Source organism: Fontisphaera persica, from assembly GCF_024832785.1.
Classification (GTDB): Bacteria; Verrucomicrobiota; Verrucomicrobiia; order Limisphaerales; family Fontisphaeraceae; genus Fontisphaera; species Fontisphaera persica.
Genome location: NZ_CP116615.1, coordinates 4,569,573 through 4,586,587, shown reverse-complemented (window position 1 = coordinate 4,586,587; position 17,015 = coordinate 4,569,573). Strand labels below are relative to the sequence as shown.

Genomic DNA, 17,015 nt, shown 5'->3' with positions numbered 1-17,015 from the left:
CATTCATGCGCAGCTTGCGGCGGGGTGCCCGCAAAATCCGGCAAATGAAAGCCTGTGCCGGGGGGTTTGTCCAGTGTTTTACATGCGCTGTTGCCGGGAACCTTGAACCCTGCCTCGTGACCACCGCCCCCTCCCGCCCAGGTTTGCCCTGAACGAACGTAAAAGGCCCGGAACGCCAGCGCATGCCGCCTGCGGACGCCCGCCGTCCGGGCGCTTCATCGCCAGCCCTGGTACTCGCGCAAAAACATCCACAAATCGGCCAAGTCCGCCGGCGCCCACCCCTTGAGCAGGCCTTCCGGCATCAGAGACCCGGCGGCCGGCACCGAGCGCACAATTTCCGCAGCGCGCAAACGCACCACCCCCTGCGCGGTCTGCACCAGCCGGATTTCCATCCCCTCAAAGAGCGGACGCCCCGTGACACTCTGGCCGCTGGTGAGCTGGTATTCCCGCAGCCGGTATTCCTCCGCAACGCGAAGCTGCGGATAGGCTATGTGCGGAAACAGCTCCAGCGGCGGCAGCCGGGCCGCCCCCTGCTCGAGGGGCGGCGCGCGCAACGGGTCGGCGTGGCAGGCAGCGCATGACCGCTCAAAGCGCGCAGCGCCCCGCTGGGCATCACCCTTGGCCCAGGGGGTCGAGCGCAACAGCGCCTCCAAAGATTTCAGGGCCAAGGCCGCAGGCAGATGCGGCTCCCGCAGCGCGTTGGGGTGATGCTGCGCCAGCCAGTCCCAAACCGGTTGATAATCGGCCATCAGCCCACCCGCAGACAGGTTGGTTTCCGTAATCCCAAACTTCTGCCCGGTCTGGCGCTCCAGCAGCCGCAAAGTTTGCTGGCGCAATTCGCCCTGCTCCGGCATGGCCGCAAAGCGGCGCAGGGCGCGGGCCATTGGGGCCAGATGCCGCGGGTTGTCTTCCGGCGGCAAGGCCGCCAGCGCCTTCAAACTGGCCTCCACCACTTCCAGCGGCCCGGCCTCCAAAGCGCCAAGGAAAATGACGCGGTCCCCCGCTTCCGGGGCGCGCGCCAATTCCACCGCAATTTCCCATTGGCGCGGCAAATCCACCGTCGGCCAGCGACGCCGCAAAAAGCCGCGCGTTTGCTCCGGCGGTAGCAGGGCCAGCACTTGCAGCAGCTCCGGCGTGCAGGGAAATTTGGCATCCCGCTGCCCTGCCGCCAAAAAACGCGCCGCCGCCTGCCGTTGCAGCGCCGGACTCAGCAGCGGCACCAGCGGCAACAGGGGCGGGCGGGCAAAATCCGGATGCCGGACGAGCGCCTCGGCCAGCGCCGGGTCCCGCGCCAGCAAATGCCGGCCCAGTTCAACCAGGCGCGGCTGCCAGCCGGCCAGCGATTCCGGGGGCACACCCGCCAGTTTGCGGCCCAGGCCGGCAAGCGCATCGGCGGTGGCCGAGGTCATGGACGCCTCGCGCGCCAGCGGCAGCCGGGCCGCCACACAAAGATAATGAAAATCCAGGGAGGGCGGGGTGTTGGCCTGAATGCGCTCCATCACCTTGCGCAAAGTTCTGGCCTCATCATCGGCCAGCATGGCCAGGAATCGCGCCAGCTCCACATCCAAAACCGTTTGCCCGGAGGGAAAGGCAGAGCGGGCCGTCAGGCGCAGGCGCCGCAAGTCCATTTCATGTCCCTGAAAGGACGTTTGCAGCCCAAACCCGGCAAACGTATCCCAGCCGGGCTGGACGCGCCGGCAATCCCCCAGCGCTGCCATCATCAGGCTCAAGGCCTCCGTTCGCAGGCCCGTATCACTGGTGGCATTCCATGCGCCCAGCGCCAGCTCCAGCGCATTCGTATGCCAGGAAACGCCAGGCTCCCGAAGTAAGAGCGCCAGCGCCGCCCCCAGCCGCGAGGGCGCATCCGCCCGCAAGCCCTGACGCAACCTCTCCCATGCAGCCTGCGGCAGCCGGGCAGCCAGCCGCGCTGCCAGTTGGCGGATGCGGGTGTCCGGATGACCCAGGTTGTCGCGCAACACCGCTTGCAGCGAAAGGTTTTCCAATTCCAAATAACGCTCCTGCAAAGCCTCCAGCGCCACCCGGCGCGGCCACGGATGCGCATCCAGCGCCAACTCCAACAATACCCCGGTAAATCCCGGCGCCGGCTTCACCCCCAAGGCCCATGCCGCGCGCGCGCGCACCTCCGGCTCCGGCGCGCGGGCGGCTACGGCCGCTTCCCGTGCGGGCAGGCCGTCAAAGGTGTGCACCAGCACTTCGATGGCGCGCGCCCGTTGTTCAGGCGGACGCAAAGGGTCCACCACGGCACGCACATAAACCTCCGGCCCCAACCGTTGCGCCACCGGCTGCCAGGCGGCCCGGCTCCACGCCTCCCACGGTTGCGGCACAACCAGCGTGGACTCCAGTGTGCCGGCGCTGCGCACCAGATGCAGGACATCCCGCACCACCCGGTCCGGCCCGGTGTGAGCGATGCGGCAAACGCCGCTTTGCCCCCCGCGCCCCGAGGCCACCAGCAACGCCCCATCCGGCGCCACCGCCAGCGCCGTGGGCGCAAAACCGGAGCGGCCCTCGGCTTCCAGAAACAACTCAGGCGCGCCCGTGTAGGAGGAGCCCTCGGGATGCAAAGGTACAAAAAACACGCGCCCCCAAACCCAATCCGCCACCATCAGGCCGTGCTGGTAACGCTCGGGAAATTGATGATGCTGGTACACCACCACCGCGCTGGGGCGCGCCCGCCCCAAGTCCGTCAACGCGCGCACCGTGTCCGCATAATAATCCGGCCGCGCCCGGCCTGCCGCCGCCTCCAGGCCCACGGCGTTGCGCCATCCATGATGTCCGCCCAAGGCCACATGATGCACGCTGGCGGGCGCATACCACGGCAGGCCAAAGTCCGCTCCCGCCTCGCCCTCGGCGGTGAAACCATCCCCGGCTTCATTAAAATCGAGCCCGCCCGGGTGATGAAACCCGTGCGCCACCACCTCGTACTCATGCCAGTCCGGACTGAAACGATACAAGGCGCCCCCGTCAGCCACCGAAACCGGCGAGCTGTCCAACGGCACAAACCCGCGTTGCGGCGCATCCCCCGCGCCACAAAGCACATACCACCAGCGGTCCGCGCCCTGGCGCAAGGCACGCCACGCATTGGGCGGGCCGGTAAACGTGAGCAATTTCTCCGGCGGACCATCGGCCACGCCATCCTGATTGTTGTCCCGGTAGCGAAGCAGCGCCTGGTCCACAATGGCCAGCACCCCTGCACCTTCCACCGCTAACGCCGTCACCGCGCCAGGGGTCAGCGCAAAAACCGTGACACCCTCCGCCACCCCATTGGTGTCGGCATCTTGCAAAACGCGAATGTACCCCGCCCCGCCCACCAACACCCGCCCCCACCCATCCACCGCCAGGGCCGCCGGATTGGGGGTCAAGCGCGGCTCCGCCACCCAGTGCGCCTGAAAACCAGCCGCCACCCGCAGCCCCACCTCCGGCACGGACATCAAGGGAGGCGGCGCAGGTTGCGCATATATTAATAAGCTCAGGCCGCCACCCGTCAGGGCCCAAAACAACGCGGCCAGCCATTGGCCCGCCCGTCTATGCCACCCCAAACGCACAAGCCGCAGCCTACACCGGCAATGGACCTTTGGCAACGCAACCGCGGAGGGTGTCACACCGTCATGGGTCCCCAGCAGGCCAAATAATCACACGCGAAGATTGACACACCGGCAGCCCGCATGCTTGATTGAAACCATTCTTGAGCAAGCCTTAAACAACAACGTACCCATGGGACAAGCGGCGGATGCGGAAAAAATTAAGGCCATCCTTTGGAGCGCAGTGGACGAGCTGAACTTGCAACTGCGCCGGGACCAACGACTTGCCAAAAACCCGGAAGAACGCCTCACCGGCGAAGGTGGGAGGCTCGATTCCCTGGGGTTAATCAACTTGCTGGTCCTCACCGAGCAGCGCATTGAAGCAGAATTCGGCTGCCCCATCATGCTGGCCGATGACCAGACCATGGCAGCCGAGTCCAGCCCCTTTGCAACTTTGGGAACTTTGGCCGAGCATATTCGCAAACTATTGGAGCAGAAGTTATCGTAATTTTGTGGCGCACTTTTTGCTTTTTTCTTACTTCTGTTAATGACGGACTCGCAGCATGCGTTTTCCATCGGCGCCCCGCGCAGCCTTAAAGGTCTGCTGCTGGCGGACTTTAATGCGCTGAATTTTGCGGGCATTCTCGAGAACAACGAGGAATCGCCCACCGTGGAAGTCATCGCCGGCGATTACGGCGAAGTCCTCCCCATGCTCGCCGATGCCCAACGCCCGGAGTGGCTGGCCCATCCCGACTTTGCCTGGGTATGGACGCGCCCCGAAATGGTGGCGCCCCCCTTCCGCGACGCCCTGGCCAATTTGCCTTCTGACCCAGGCGCGGTGCTGGCGGCAGTGGACAGTTTTGCCCAGGCGGTGGCCGCGGCAGCGGGGCGGGTCAAGTGGCTGTTTGTGCCCTCGTGGCAGGCCACCTGGCCAGCCGGCGTGCTGGCCGCCTGGCAACCGGCGCGCGGCGCGGCCCGCCTGCTGGCCCAGATGAATCTCCGCCTGGCCGAAGCCCTGGCGGACATCCCCAATGTTTTTGTGCTGGATAGTGTCCCGTGGTTCATCGCCGGTGGCAAGGAAGCCTTCCAGGACAAGCTCTGGTTTCAGGGCAAAATCCCCTTCAACCACGCGGTGTTTCAGGCGGCCGCCCGCGACCTGAAAGCCGCCCTGCAGGGCCTCACCGGCCAGGCACGCAAACTCGTGGTGGTGGACCTCGATGACACCCTCTGGGGCGGCATCGTGGGCGAAGTGGGCTGGGAAAAATTGCAGGTCGGCGGCCATGACGCCCTCGGCGAGGCGTATGCGGACTTCCAGCGCACCCTCAAGGCGCTCACCCGCCAGGGCATTCTGCTGGGCATCGTCAGCAAAAATGACGAGACCACCGCCCTGACCGCCCTGCGCGAACATCCCGAAATGCAACTGCGCCCCGAAGACTTCGCGGGCTGGCGCATCAACTGGCAGGACAAAGCGCAGAACCTCGCGGAGCTGGCCGCCGAATTGCGGCTGGGTTTGCAATCAGTGGTGTTCATTGATGACCAGCCCGCCGAACGCGCGCGCATCCGTGAAGCCCTCCCCGAGGTGCTCGTGCCGGAATGGCCGGAAAACCCCATGCTTTTTTCCCGCACCCTGCTCTCCTTGAAATGCTTTGAAAACCCCCGCCTGAGCGAGGAAGACCGCGCCCGCGTGGCCGCCTACGAGGCCGAGCGCCGCCGGGCCGATTTGCGGCGCGAAGTGCCCTCCGTGGAAGATTGGCTCCGCCGGCTCGAGCTGCAGGTCAAAGTGGAAAAGCTCAACCCCGCCAATCTGCCACGCGCGGCCCAACTGCTGAACAAGACCAATCAGATGAATCTCACCACGCGGCGCCTCTCGGAAGCCGAACTGGCCGCCTGGGCTTCGGTGCCCGGCCATGCCGTCTGGGTGTTCCGCGTGAAAGACAAGCTGGGCGACTCCGGCCTGACCGGCCTGGCCAGCTTGCAGGTGCAGGGGGAGCAGGCAAAAATCGTGGATTTCCTGTTGAGCTGCCGCGTCCTGGGCCGCAAGGTGGAGCAGACCATGGTGCACTGGCTGGTGCAGCAGGCCCTGGCCGCCGGGGCGCACGAGGTGGTGGCCGAATACCTCCCCACCCCCAAAAACAAACTCTGCCTCGAATTCTGGCAGCGCAGCGGTTTTCAAACCACCGATGGCCGCCGGTTCCTCTGGAACACCGGCTTGAAGTACCCCCTGCCCGATTACATCCAACTGGCCGCCGGCAGCGGCCAGACCACCGTCCGCCCCTCCATTGAAGTCGGCCAGTCGGCGGAACTGAATCTCGCCATCACCGGCGAAACGCTGCGCCAGTTTATTGCCCTGACCGGCGACGCCAGCGCCCTGCATGCCGACCCCGAATTTGCGCGCCGCACCCGTTACGGCGGTCTCCTGGTCCATGGCATGTGCCCCTTGCTGTTCCTTTCCGTGCTCGACCTCGTCCAGCAACCCGGACGCCGCGCCATGTTCCGCCAGCTCAAAGCCAATTTCAATCACCCCATTTACCCGGATGACCCGCTGCTGCTCCGCGCCACCATCACCGAGTACATCCGCGAAGTCCGCGCGGTGGAGATTGAATTCCAAATCCGCCACCGCAACACCGGCCTGGACCTTACCAACGGTTTGGCGGCGTATGTGCTCGAAAAAACTTCGCAGGACACCACCCTCCTCACCGCCCCACAGAGCGGCAGCCCGGCACTGGTCACCGACCCCCTCCAAAGTCCGGAGCTGGCCCTGGAGCAAATCCCCCGCGGCATGGAGGCCGGCTTCACCTTCGTCATCACCGATGCCAGCCTGCTCGCGGCCTACGAGCTGCTGGCGGGCGCGGTGGACAACATGCCGGTGGATTATGAGACCTGGCGCTGGCGCTGCGACACTGCCAGCCTGCTGGCCACCTCGCTGGTCTCCACCTTTGTCGGCCAGTGCATCCCCGGCCGCTACGGCACCTGCCGCAACGTGGAGCTGACCTTCCATCAACCCCTGGAAAAATACCAACCCTACCGGTTCCAAGGGCACGTGAACTACACCTCCGCCTCCACCTCCTCGGTCATCACCCAGGTGGCCATCGCGCATCCCCAGGCGGCGCCGGGCGTCGCCTGGGTGGCGGGTAAAATTCATGCCGGTGTCCTACCCTCCGTCCCATGACCCCCATCGTGTGGCCGGAAGGAAAGCGGTTTGCCTTCACGGTGTTTGATGACACCGACGCCGCCACCGTCGAAAAATTGCGGCCCGTCTATGATTTGCTCGCCGGCCTCGGTTTTCGCACCACGAAAACTGTCTGGCCCCTCCCGCCCACCCAGCCCCCGGAAGTCGTGGGCGGCGCCACTTGCGCTGACCCGGATTACCTGGCCTGGGCGCAATCCCTCCAACAGCAGGGCTTTGAAATTGCCTGGCACAACGCCACCTGCCACAGTTCCACCCGCGAGCAGACCCTGCGCGGACTCGACACCTTCGCCCGCCTCTTCGGCGGCCCGCCGCGCACCATGGCCACCCACACCACCTGCCGCGAAGCACTGTACTGGGGACCCGGCCGCTTGAGTGGCGTCCGCCGCTGGCTCTACCTGCTGCTCACCGGATTCCGTCACGCCCGACGCTATCGAGGTCATGTGCCCGGCGACCCTTATTTCTGGGGGGACGTCTGCCGCGACCAATTGAGCTACGTACGCAATTTTGTCTTTCCCGGCATCAACACCCTCGCCGCCTGCCCCTGGATGCCCTATTACGACCCCGACCGCCCCTATGTGGCCGCCTGGTTTGCCGCCAGCGAAGGCGCACACGTGGACAGTTTCAATGCGCTGTTGCACGAGGCCCACCAGGACCGCCTCGAGGCCGAAGGCGGCGCCTGCATCGTCTATACCCACCTGGCCAAGGGGTTTGCCGCCCAGGGATGCGTGCACCCGCGATTCCGCGAATTGATGGAGCGGCTCAGCCGCAAGCCGGGCTGGTTTGTGCCGGTGGCGGTGTTGTTGGATTATTTGCGGCAACAGCGCGGCCTGCACACGCTCACCCCCGCCGAGCGTTCTCACTTGGAATGGCGCTGGCTCCGGCATAAGCTCCGCGTGGGCACCACCTGATGGGCATCCAAATTCAACGCGCCACACCGGACGATATGCCGGCCGTGCAGGCCTTCAATGCACGCCTGCGCGCCGGGGGCATTACCGATTTCAAATTGCCCGAAACCGCCGTTTCCACCTGGCTTCCCCGGGACGGTGCCTCCCCTCTCTACGAAGAGCTGTGGCTCGCCAAAGACGGCCCGGACGTGCGCGGCGGCTACGTGCTCAAACACCAGCCCTTCCGCGTGGGGCAGGAGACCCTGGCAGTCGGCTATCTCTATTCCCCCGTCAGCGAGGCGCTGGTGGATTCCCGATTTGGCGCGCTCGGCCTGCAAATCCTCCTCCACGCCCAACGCCAGCAACCGCTGCTTTACTGTCTGGGCATGGGCGGCCTGGACCGTCCCCTGCCCCGCCTCTTGCAGGCCAGCCGCTGGCAGCTCGTGCCGGTGCCGTTTTTGTTTTATCCCGCGCGCCCGGCCGTTTTGTTGCGCGAATTACCCCTCCTCCAGCGTACCCGCGGACGCGCCCTGGCAGCCAGGGTACTGGCGGCCACGGGACTGGCCTGGCTCGGTCTGCGCGCCTGGCAGGCCGTCCGCCAGGCCGGACCGCCCCAAGGAGTGGAAGTCACTGAAATACCGCACTTCGATGCGTGGGTGGATGACCTTTGGCAGGCCGCCGCGCCACATTATGCCTTCATTGCGGAGCGTACCCTGCCCGCCCTGAATCGGCTCTACCCCCCGGGGCATCCGCGCTTTCTCAAACTCCAGGTTAAACGCCACCAGGAAATCGTGGGCTGGACCGTGGCCCTCGACACCCCCATGCGCGACAGTCGCCATTTCGGCAACCTCCGCGTCGGCTCCGTGGTGGATGTGCTGGCGGCGTCCGGCGCTGAATACGCAGTGGCCGCCGCCGCCACCGATTTTTTGCTGCGGCGCGGGGTGGACCTGATAGTGACCAACCAGGCGCATCAGGCCTGGGTCAAAGCTTTCCGCCGGGCCGGCTGGCTGCCCGGGCCTTCCAATTTCATCTTTGCCGCCGCCCCCCCACTGGCCGCGCGCCTGCAACCCTGGCCCCACACCTGCGCCCAAGCCCACCTCACCCGCGGCGACGGCGAAGGCCCAACGCATTTGTAATCACGGGCCTGCCTACCGGTCCCGGATGGCGATCTGGCCTTTGCGGGCGAAGTTGATGGACTCGGCCAAAATGCGCGCGGCTTCCTGCGGCGCGTGGAAGCCCATCGAATTTTCCGCTTCCACAAAGTCCAGGAAGAATTGCGCCTTGCGCTGGAAATCCTGCGCCTTCACCAGCGCCGGATGGTTGGTGGCCAGGCCGGCGGCGCGGGCGTTCTTGAGATCGGCAATCAAATCCATCAGCGCGTCCATGGCCTGGTTGCGCAACTGGTAGGTCCGGTCCTGAATGGTCTCCACCCGCGCCTTCAACTCCGCTTCAGGCCACTTGTGGCAGGTCTGGCAGGCGTGGGAAATGTTCAAGAGCGGGCTGCGGACATGGTGGTCGCTGATTTTCGTGGCCCCCACCCGCTTGAACGGCATGTGGCAGTCGGCGCACGCCACCCCGCTGCGGGCGTGGATGCCCTGGCTCCACAACTCAAACTCCGGATGCTGCACCTTGAGCGCCGGCGCGCCGGTGTCGGCATGAACCCAGTCGCGGTGCCCCACTTCATCATAATAAGCCAGCACTTGCTCGGCCTTCAGGCCATGGTGCCACGGATACACCAGCCGTTTTTCCTGGCCCTTGAAGTAATATTCCACGTGGCATTGGGCGCACACGTAGGAGCGCATCTCCTGGCGGGTGGCGTCGCGGTTCACGTCATAATTTTTCACTCCCTGAGCGGCCTTCAGCGCGGTTATGCCCTCGATGAAACCCGGGCGGGTGATGCGCAGGGCCATGGTTTGCGAGTCATGGCAGTCAATGCAGGTAACCGGATGCTCCACCAGCGGGCGCGCCTCGGCCCACGGCATCGAGTTCATCTTTTCAAAGCCCTTGAAGAGGTCGCCGTTGCCCAGTTTTTTGTACGGCACATACACCGACGCATGGCAATGCATGCACGTGCCCGGCTGTTTCACCACCCGCTGCCGCCCCGTAAATGTCTGGTCTTCCAGCATGAAGGCATGGCCCCGCTCCTCGCGAAAGTCCGCCGCAAAGGCATACCCGGCCCACATCGTCTTAAGGCGCGGGTCCTCCTCCAGCCGCGACTGGGAAACCACCGAGCGCGGATCCGCCTGCGTGGGCGTGCGCGGCATCGCCTCGCTGCCGCCGTATTTGGTGCGCACCTGGTCCACCGTGCGCTTGTAATCGTCATACTGCATCGGGAAATTCTTGCCCCAGATGGCCGGGTCCTGGGTGTCGTCGTTCAGCTCCACCACGCGGAAGAAGGGATTTTTGGCCTCCTGTTTGCGCTCCACAATCGTGGTGAGAAAGGCCAGGCCCACAATGGTCACCCCACAGGCCACGATGATGGTCAACAAGGCCACGCGCATGGCCTTGCTCCGGACAGTTTCGGGTATTTGCGGTTCAGCGCTCATAGGCAGTGGTCAGGTCGGGCGCAAACGCCCCCCGCAAAGGGTGCCCCACGTCGGCATGGCACTTCATGCACGAGAGGGTGTCGTTGCCCTGGTGGGCCTCAATGGCCTCCACAATGGGGGTGTGGCATTTGCGACAGGCTTGTTCGGTCACGCTCCGGTTGCGCGGCTTGATGCGCAACGGATCGGGAAAATCACCCGTGGTGAAATACAGCGAATGAAAAAAACCGTTCTCAGCCTTGGTAACGTACTTGGCCACCACGCCGGGCGGGGTGTGGCAATCGTTGCACGTGGCCACGCTGCGATGGCTGGACCTGACCCACGCCTCGTAATGCTCGCGCATGATGTGGCAGTTGGCGCACGCCTGGGGGTCATTGGTCAGGTAGGAGGCACCCCGCGCATAGACAAACGTGAACAAGCCCCCGCCCACGGCAACGCCCACCGCCACCCCGGCGCAGATGCCCCAAAATTTGGTCATGCGGGTCAGCTTGTCCATGACGTCGGCATCTTAATCAAACGCCCGCCCCAAGCAATGCTTATACTGAGCGAAAGGGCGAATTTTTTGACCCGGATCAAAATGCCCCCGCCACCGGCGGCAACGCGCCCCGGCCGGCCCTCCTTTTAGGTTGGCGCTCGACGCCGATTGTGGCATCCATAGGCGGCAACCGGCATTATGCAAACCCCAAAAACGCTGCAAGTCTCGTGTGTCCAACTGCATTGGGCCAAACCGCTGGAGTACAACCTGGAGCGCGTGCTGCATTATCTCAAGGCCGCGGCCGCCGCCGGCAGCCGGGTGGTGTTGTTTCCCGAGGCCTGCCTCACCAGCTACTACTTCCCCTACGCCATCACCCTGCGGCCCGCCCGGGTCGAAGCCGCGCTGAACACCGTTTGCCAGGCCGTCGCGCACGCGGGCCTCTGGGCCATCGTCGGCACGCTAAAAAAAGCGGGGACCCGTTACCTCAATCTGGCGCATGTCATCAACCCCCACGGCCGCATTGTCTATGAATACGCCAAGGTCAACATGGCCGGCCGCGATGAAAAAAAATACTGCCGCGGCGGCAACAAGCTGGCACTGTTTCAACTCGACGGCATCTGGTGCACGCTGGTCATTTGCCGGGACGGCCGGCACCCCGAGTTGTACCGCCTGCCCGCCATGGCCGGCGCGCAGATTCTCTTCCATCCCTCCTGCAGCTCGGACGAAATCGAGGCGGTGACGTGGAAACGCACCTCGGGCCGGGCGCAACAGCCCGTGGGGCCCAACACCAAAATCTTCCACTGCGTGGCCAACACGGTGGGTGAATCGCCCGACGGCCTGCAAACCTCCAGCGGCGACTCCTTCATTCGCGAGCCAAACGGCCTGCCGCTGGCGCAGGCAGGATGGTATCAGGAGGAAATGATTACCGCCACCCTCGACCTCGCCCGCGCCGACCGCGCCTACGTGCTGGACAGCCTGCGCCATCCCCCTTTCCTCCGCCGCCACTGGCAACGGATGGTGCGCGAGGTCAAGGCGCGCGCGAGTCTGCCCCCGCGCTGAAACCTCTGCCCCCGGCCTAGGCTTGCGCCTTGGGTCGAAGCAAAATGGCCTTCTTGTCAGTGCCTTCGACCTCGACGGATTTGGTTTCAATTCGCGGGTCGTTCTTCAGCGCGTTGTGCACAATCCGCCGGTCAAAGGCATTCATCGGCTCCAGCTCCACCACATCCCCCCAGCGGTGGACTTTCTCCGCCGCGGCCAGCGCCTTTTTCACCAGCGCTTCGCGGGCCTGACTCCGGTAACCGGCCACATCCACCGTGACCTTGGGCGCGTGGGGGTCCTGCTGGTAGATGAGCCGGTTGGTCAGGTATTGCAGGCTGGAGAGCGTTTGGCCCTGCCGCCCGATGAGCCGGCCGGAGTCCTCCGTCTTGACATCCAGCAGCAGGCCATCGTCAAGCTGGTGTTCCTCGACGGTGGCCTCGAAGCCCAGGGTTTTCAGCAGGGTTTCCAGGATGAGTTTGGGTTGTGCAGGCATAGGCAAAGGGAGGGCGGCCGGCGGCGGTCTCAGGATTTGCGCCGCGCCGGAGCGGCCGGGGCGGGCGCGGGCGCGGCCGGTGGATTCTTCGCGTCTTGCGTCTTGGTGATTTTCGTCTGCACGATGGTCAGGATGTTCTGCACCGTCCAATACAAAGTCAAGCCGGAGGACATGTTATACAGCACAAACAGGAAAATCAGCGGCATGTACTGCATGATTTTCTGCTGCGTGGGGTCCATCCCGGGAGACGGCGGCGTCAACTTGGCCTGCCAGAACATGGTGGCGCCCATGATCAGCGGCAGCGGGTTGAGGGGGAATCCCGCCAGCGTGGCCACGGTGTCCGGCACCGACAAATCCCACGCCCACAGGAAGGAGGCCCCGCGCAGTTCAATGGCACTCTGAATCATGAAATAAAACCCGAAAAACACTGGAATCTGAATGAGCATCGGCAGGCAGCCGCCCAGCGGGCTGACCTTGTGCTCCTTCATGAACTCCATCATCTTCCGGTTCATCTTCTGCGGGTCATCCTTGTATTTCTCCCGGATTTTATTCATTTCCGGCTGCAGCTCGGCCAGGCGTTTCATGGAGCGCGTGCTGGCTTTGGTGAGCGGCCAGAACAGCAGCTTGATGATGATGGTTATCACGATGATGGCCAGTCCGTAGGGCAGCTTGAACGCATCGTGTAGGCCATTCATCGAAAGCAGCAGCACCTTCGAGAAAAACCCGAAGAACCCGTTGAACTTCATCAGGTGGTCCAAATCATTCTTCATCTGCTCCGCCAGCCGCGCCAGGCCGTTGTATTCCTTGGGGCCGGCATACAACGTGATGTGATGCACCACCGACGTCCCCGGCGCCACCGTCTGCCCGCGAAACACCAGCGCCGCCTCGAACCCAATGTTTTTCGCTGCGTCTTTTTCCCCCAGCGACAGCTCCACTTTGCGCGCCACCGCCTCGGCGGCTGGCAGGGCGGGAATGGCCGCCAGGGCGAAAAACCGGTTGTGCGCCGCCACCCACGTCACCGGCTCCCCTTCCGAGCGGTAGGTCAGCCGGGGCGTGCCGGGAAAACAGCCGAGCGTCCGGTTGGCAAACCAGCCTTCATCCAGATGCTTGGTGCGCTTGGTGTCCCGCACAAAAACGCCCAATTGCATCACCTCTTCCTTGGAATTCACCAGCGAGGCCGTCCCCGCCAGCACTTCATGCGTCGGCAGAATGGCCGGCTGCGTACCGCGATTCTCGATGCGCACCAGCGCTTTCACCAGGTAGTTGGTGGTGGGAAGGAATTCCTTGACGATGTGCAGGCCGTTGCTCAGCGTTTTCTCCGCCCGCACCCCCGGCCCCACCCGCTGCAGCTCATAAATCCCGTCTTCCTCCAGCGCGGGATGCCCCCCCAACGCCAGCACCGGCGCCAGCGCGCCGCGGTTCAGCACCACCCCCGGCTCCTGCGCTTGCTCGCTTTTTTTGCGCCGGATGGTCTGCGGATATTTTTTCGGGTCCAGCTCAATAGCCTTCAAACCGCCGCCCTGCGAGGTGAAGATGTAAGTGATGCCATCATGCACCAGCCGCTCAACTTTTTCCGGTGTCCCCGGCGCAGGACGGGGCCGCGGCGGCAGATTGGTGGGCGCGGCCGACAAAAAGGTGGTCGGCGCGGCATTGGTCAACACCACATTCGTGGCGCCAGCCCGGCTCACCTGGTTGGTCGGCGCGGGCAGCGGCGCCGGCGGATAAATCAGGTTCACCAGCGGATACCACGCCACCAGCAGCAGAAAGGAAACAACCAGAACAATGACAGCTTTGCGATCCATGCTTCAAAACTTTCCGATGGGCCGCGGCGAGGAATCCGGCGGCACCGGGTCCAGACCCGCCCCGCCCCACGGATGACACCGGCACACCCGCCGCACCGCCAGCCAGCCGCCGCGCGCCGCTCCATGGCGCCGCACCGCCTCCAGGGCGTACTCCGAGCACGTGGGCGAAAACCGGCAGCCGCATCCCGGCCCCAGCACCCCATGCAACAAAGGCGACACCACGGCGCGATAGAGCCGGATGCCCCCGCACATCATGGCCTGGGCGATGTTCACAAGTCTTTTAACAAACGGGCCAGCCGGAGCGCCTGCAAAAAATCGGCCTCCACCTGCCCAAAAGATTTCGCGGCCAGCGACGGACGCGCCACCAACACCATGTTCACCGGCTGGCGCAGCGCGTTTTGATGCCGCCGCCACACCTCGCGCATCAAGCGCCGGCCCCGGCTCCGTACCACGGCCGAACCCAGCGCCCGCGAGGTCACCACCCCCAGCCGGCTCCCGGCGCCTTCCGGCGCGGGCTGCCAATTCATAATCAAACAGCCGACCACCAGCCGCCGGCCCTCCCGGCGCAGCCGGCCAAACTCGCCCGACCGGCGCAATCGCCGTTCCCGCGGCAACCCTTGGGACGCGGCTGGTTTCATGCCGGCCTCCGGGGCTTATACCGGCGTCAAACGCTTGCGCCCCACCCGGCGGCGGTTGGCCAATACCTTGCGCCCGCTCTTGGAAGAATTGCGGGCCAGAAAACCATGCTGCCGCTTCCGGCGTATTTTCGACGGTTGAAGAGTCCGTTTCATAATTATTCTTTGCCTTGCCTGCGACGCCCCGCCTTTCCCGCCGATGCCGGACGGCGCCCGCGCCGCAAGCCCATACTATAACATGGAGCCGGCGAGCCTAACAATGAAGATTCTCATGTCAAGACAGGGAAAAAGAAATATGCCCAACACCCGCCCGCTGCGCCATTGCCAGCCGCCCAGGTTTCGCTATGCTACGCCCTGCCATGTCCAAACGCGTCTTATGCCTGCTGGGACCGGGGTTCGAGGAAATCGAAACGTTGACCCCGGTGGACTTGCTGCGCCGCGCCGGCATCGAGGTGGTGATGGCCTCCCTCACCGGCGAACCGTGGGTCACCGGCCGCTGCCACATCACCGTCCGCGCCGATGCCCCGTTGGCCGAAGTGGCCGGCCAGCCGTTTGATTTGTTGTTCATCCCCGGCGGGCCGGGCGTCAAAGGCCTGCGCGCCGATGGCCGCCCCGCCCAGTTGGCGCAGCAGTTTGTCCAGGCCGGCAAACCCGTGGCAGCCATTTGCGCCGCCCCTACCGTCCTCGCCGATGCCGGCCTGCTTCAGGGCCGCCGTTTCACCGCCCATTTTTCCGTCCACTCCGAGCTGCCCCAAGCGCTGGCCCATGAAAAAGTGGTGGTGGACGGGCCCCTCATCACCTCGCGCGGCGCCGGCACCGCGCTGGAATTTGGTTTGGAACTGGTCCGCCAACTGGCCGGCGATGCCGCCGCCCAGGAGGTGGCCAAAGCCATTATGTGTTAACCCTCTGCCCGCAGCCCCGCGCATGAGCATGCTCGTCGTTCACGTCCACGTGCAGGTCAAACCTGAGTGCGTGGAAGCCTTCAAGGAAGCCACCCTGGCCAACGCCAGGGCCAGTGTCCAGGAACCCGGCATTGCCCGGTTTGATGTGGTGCAACAGGCCGATGACCCCACCCGCTTTGTGCTGGTGGAAGTGTACCGCACCGCCGAGGCCCCCGCCGCCCACAAGGAGACCGCCCACTACGCCGCCTGGCGTGATGCCGTCGCTCCCATGATGGCCGTGCCGCGCTCCAGCGTGAAGTACACCAACCTTTTCCCCGCCGACGCCGGCTGGTGACATGCGCTTTGAATTTGCCACCGCAGGGCGCATCGTGTTCGGCCGGGGATGCGCCCGCGAAGCCGCCACGCTGGCCCAATCCCTGGGCCGCCACGCCCTGATTGTGACCGGCGCCCACCCGGAACGCGCCCAACCTCTCCAGCAATGGCTGCAGGCCGCAGGGGTCCAGACCACCTGCTTCCCAGTGGCCGGCGAGCCGACCGTCGAGCACGTCCGCCAGGGCGCGGCCCTCGCGCGCCAGGCGGGGGCCGACTTGGTGCTGAGTTTTGGCGGCGGCAGCGCCCTGGATGCCGGCAAGGCCATCGCCGCCATGATGACCAACACCGGCGAGTTGCTCGATTATCTGGAAGTCATTGGCCGGGGCCAGCCGCTGACCACGCCGCCCGCCCCTTTCCTGGCCATCCCCACCACCGCCGGCACCGGCACGGAAGTCACCCGCAACGCCGTCCTCGCTTCCCCGGCCCACCGCGTCAAAGTCAGCCTCCGCAGCCCCCTCCTGCTGGCCCGCGCCGCGTTTGTGGACCCAGAGCTGACCCGCAACCTGCCGCCAGCGCTCACCGCCACCACCGGCATGGACGCCCTCACCCAGCTCATCGAACCTTACGTCTCCTGCCGCGCCAATCCCCTGGTGGATGCCTTGTGCGAGGAAGGACTCAAACGCGCAGGCCGCGCCCTCCGCCGGGCCTTCGCCCACGGTGCCGACTTGGACGCCCGCGAAGACATGGCCCTCGCCAGTCTCTTCAGCGGCCTGGCCCTGGCCAATGCGGGGCTGGGCGCCGTCCACGGTTTTGCCGCCCCGCTGGGCGGCAGCTTCACCGCCCCCCATGGTGCCGTCTGCGCCGCCTTGCTGGCCCCGGTGATGCGCGTGAATTTACAGGCGGCGGACGCCCGCGTGCCGCACAGCCCCTTGCGCGAGCGCTACCAGCGCATTGCCCGCCTCCTCACCCAAAACCCCGCCGCCTCGGCCGAGGATGGCATCCGCTGGGTGGCAGACTTGTGCCGGGATTTGGGGATTCCGCCGCTCCGCGCTTATGGCGTGGCTCCCGCCCACTTTACGGAGCTGGCGCAAAAAGCCGCGCAAGCCAGCAGCATGAAGGCCAACCCCCTGCCCCTGACCCACGCGGAGCTCCTGACCATCCTCGAGGCGGCCTGGTGAAGCCGCGGGCGGCCGGCGCCCCAC

16 protein-coding genes are annotated in these 17,015 nt (G+C 65.2%); 8 read left to right on the top strand and 8 right to left on the bottom strand.

From position 1 onward, the window contains the following. Positions 1-215: 215 nt before the first annotated feature. Positions 216-3,557, bottom strand: a complete 3,342-nt coding sequence (locus NXS98_RS17205) for a DUF7133 domain-containing protein (protein ID WP_283846290.1) — start codon at positions 3,555-3,557, stop codon at positions 216-218. 130 nt (positions 3,558-3,687) lie between these two features. Between NXS98_RS17205 and NXS98_RS17200 the strand changes: the two genes are divergently transcribed. The 4 genes from NXS98_RS17200 to NXS98_RS17185 are packed head-to-tail and all read left to right on the top strand — an operon-like array spanning position 3,688 to position 8,749. Next, positions 3,688-4,047 (top strand): acyl carrier protein, encoded by a 360-nt coding sequence (locus NXS98_RS17200; protein WP_283846289.1) that lies wholly within the window; start codon positions 3,688-3,690, stop codon positions 4,045-4,047. Between the two features lie 39 nt (positions 4,048-4,086). After that, positions 4,087-6,708 carry an HAD-IIIC family phosphatase gene (locus NXS98_RS17195; protein ID WP_283846288.1) on the top strand — a complete coding sequence of 874 codons (2,622 nt, stop codon included), beginning with the start codon at positions 4,087-4,089 and terminating at the stop codon, positions 6,706-6,708. After that, positions 6,705-7,637, top strand: a complete 933-nt coding sequence (locus NXS98_RS17190) for a hypothetical protein (protein WP_283846287.1) — start codon at positions 6,705-6,707, stop codon at positions 7,635-7,637. Before NXS98_RS17195 ends, NXS98_RS17190 begins: the two co-directional genes overlap by 4 nt. Further along, complete coding sequence (locus NXS98_RS17185; RefSeq protein ID WP_283846286.1) at positions 7,637-8,749, top strand: hypothetical protein; 1,113 nt, start codon at positions 7,637-7,639, stop codon at positions 8,747-8,749. Before NXS98_RS17190 ends, NXS98_RS17185 begins: the two co-directional genes overlap by 1 nt. Before the next feature lie 12 nt (positions 8,750-8,761). On the opposite strand, the gene NXS98_RS17180 is transcribed toward NXS98_RS17185, so the two are convergent. Beyond that, positions 8,762-10,114, bottom strand: coding sequence for an ammonia-forming cytochrome c nitrite reductase subunit c552 (locus NXS98_RS17180; protein ID WP_425499961.1), 1,353 nt, complete (start codon positions 10,112-10,114; stop codon positions 8,762-8,764). 34 nt (positions 10,115-10,148) lie between these two features. Continuing rightward, positions 10,149-10,652, bottom strand: a complete 504-nt coding sequence (gene nrfH / locus NXS98_RS17175) for a cytochrome c nitrite reductase small subunit (RefSeq protein WP_283846284.1) — start codon at positions 10,650-10,652, stop codon at positions 10,149-10,151. Between the two features lie 177 nt (positions 10,653-10,829). On the opposite strand from nrfH, the gene NXS98_RS17170 reads away from it, so the two are divergent. After that, positions 10,830-11,690 (top strand): carbon-nitrogen hydrolase family protein, encoded by an 861-nt coding sequence (locus NXS98_RS17170; protein WP_283846283.1) that lies wholly within the window; start codon positions 10,830-10,832, stop codon positions 11,688-11,690. A gap of 16 nt (positions 11,691-11,706) precedes the next feature. Here the strand turns inward: NXS98_RS17170 and NXS98_RS17165 are convergent, their stop codons facing one another. Genes NXS98_RS17165 through rpmH form a run of 5 tightly spaced genes read right to left on the bottom strand, consistent with a single transcriptional unit; the run spans position 11,707 to position 14,755 of the window. Beyond that, positions 11,707-12,162 carry a Jag family protein gene (locus NXS98_RS17165; RefSeq protein ID WP_283846282.1) on the bottom strand — a complete coding sequence of 152 codons (456 nt, stop codon included), beginning with the start codon at positions 12,160-12,162 and terminating at the stop codon, positions 11,707-11,709. Positions 12,163-12,191: 29 nt separating this feature from the next. Further along, positions 12,192-13,964 carry a membrane protein insertase YidC gene (yidC, locus tag NXS98_RS17160; RefSeq protein WP_283846281.1) on the bottom strand — a complete coding sequence of 591 codons (1,773 nt, stop codon included), beginning with the start codon at positions 13,962-13,964 and terminating at the stop codon, positions 12,192-12,194. A gap of 3 nt (positions 13,965-13,967) precedes the next feature. Further along, entirely contained in the window at positions 13,968-14,237 is a 270-nt protein-coding gene (gene yidD / locus NXS98_RS17155; protein WP_283846280.1) for a membrane protein insertion efficiency factor YidD, read from the bottom strand. Continuing rightward, the gene (gene rnpA / locus NXS98_RS17150) at positions 14,234-14,602 is read right to left on the bottom strand and encodes a ribonuclease P protein component (RefSeq protein ID WP_283846279.1); all 369 of its coding nucleotides are present in this window, start codon (positions 14,600-14,602) and stop codon (positions 14,234-14,236) included. Before rnpA ends, yidD begins: the two co-directional genes overlap by 4 nt. Before the next feature lie 15 nt (positions 14,603-14,617). Then, on the bottom strand, positions 14,618-14,755 hold the full coding sequence (gene rpmH / locus NXS98_RS17145) for a 50S ribosomal protein L34 (RefSeq protein WP_283846278.1): 138 nt from the start codon (positions 14,753-14,755) through the stop codon (positions 14,618-14,620). Positions 14,756-14,958: 203 nt separating this feature from the next. Here rpmH and NXS98_RS17140 point away from each other — a divergent pair, with 203 nt between their 5' ends. Genes NXS98_RS17140 through NXS98_RS17130 form a run of 3 tightly spaced genes read left to right on the top strand, consistent with a single transcriptional unit; the run spans position 14,959 to position 16,991 of the window. Then, on the top strand, positions 14,959-15,501 hold the full coding sequence (locus NXS98_RS17140) for a DJ-1 family glyoxalase III (RefSeq protein ID WP_283846277.1): 543 nt from the start codon (positions 14,959-14,961) through the stop codon (positions 15,499-15,501). A 28-nt stretch (positions 15,502-15,529) separates the two neighbouring features. After that, positions 15,530-15,835 carry a putative quinol monooxygenase gene (locus tag NXS98_RS17135; RefSeq protein ID WP_283848196.1) on the top strand — a complete coding sequence of 102 codons (306 nt, stop codon included), beginning with the start codon at positions 15,530-15,532 and terminating at the stop codon, positions 15,833-15,835. A gap of 1 nt (position 15,836) precedes the next feature. Continuing rightward, positions 15,837-16,991, top strand: a complete 1,155-nt coding sequence (locus tag NXS98_RS17130) for an iron-containing alcohol dehydrogenase (protein WP_283846276.1) — start codon at positions 15,837-15,839, stop codon at positions 16,989-16,991. Positions 16,992-17,015 lie beyond the last annotated feature (24 nt).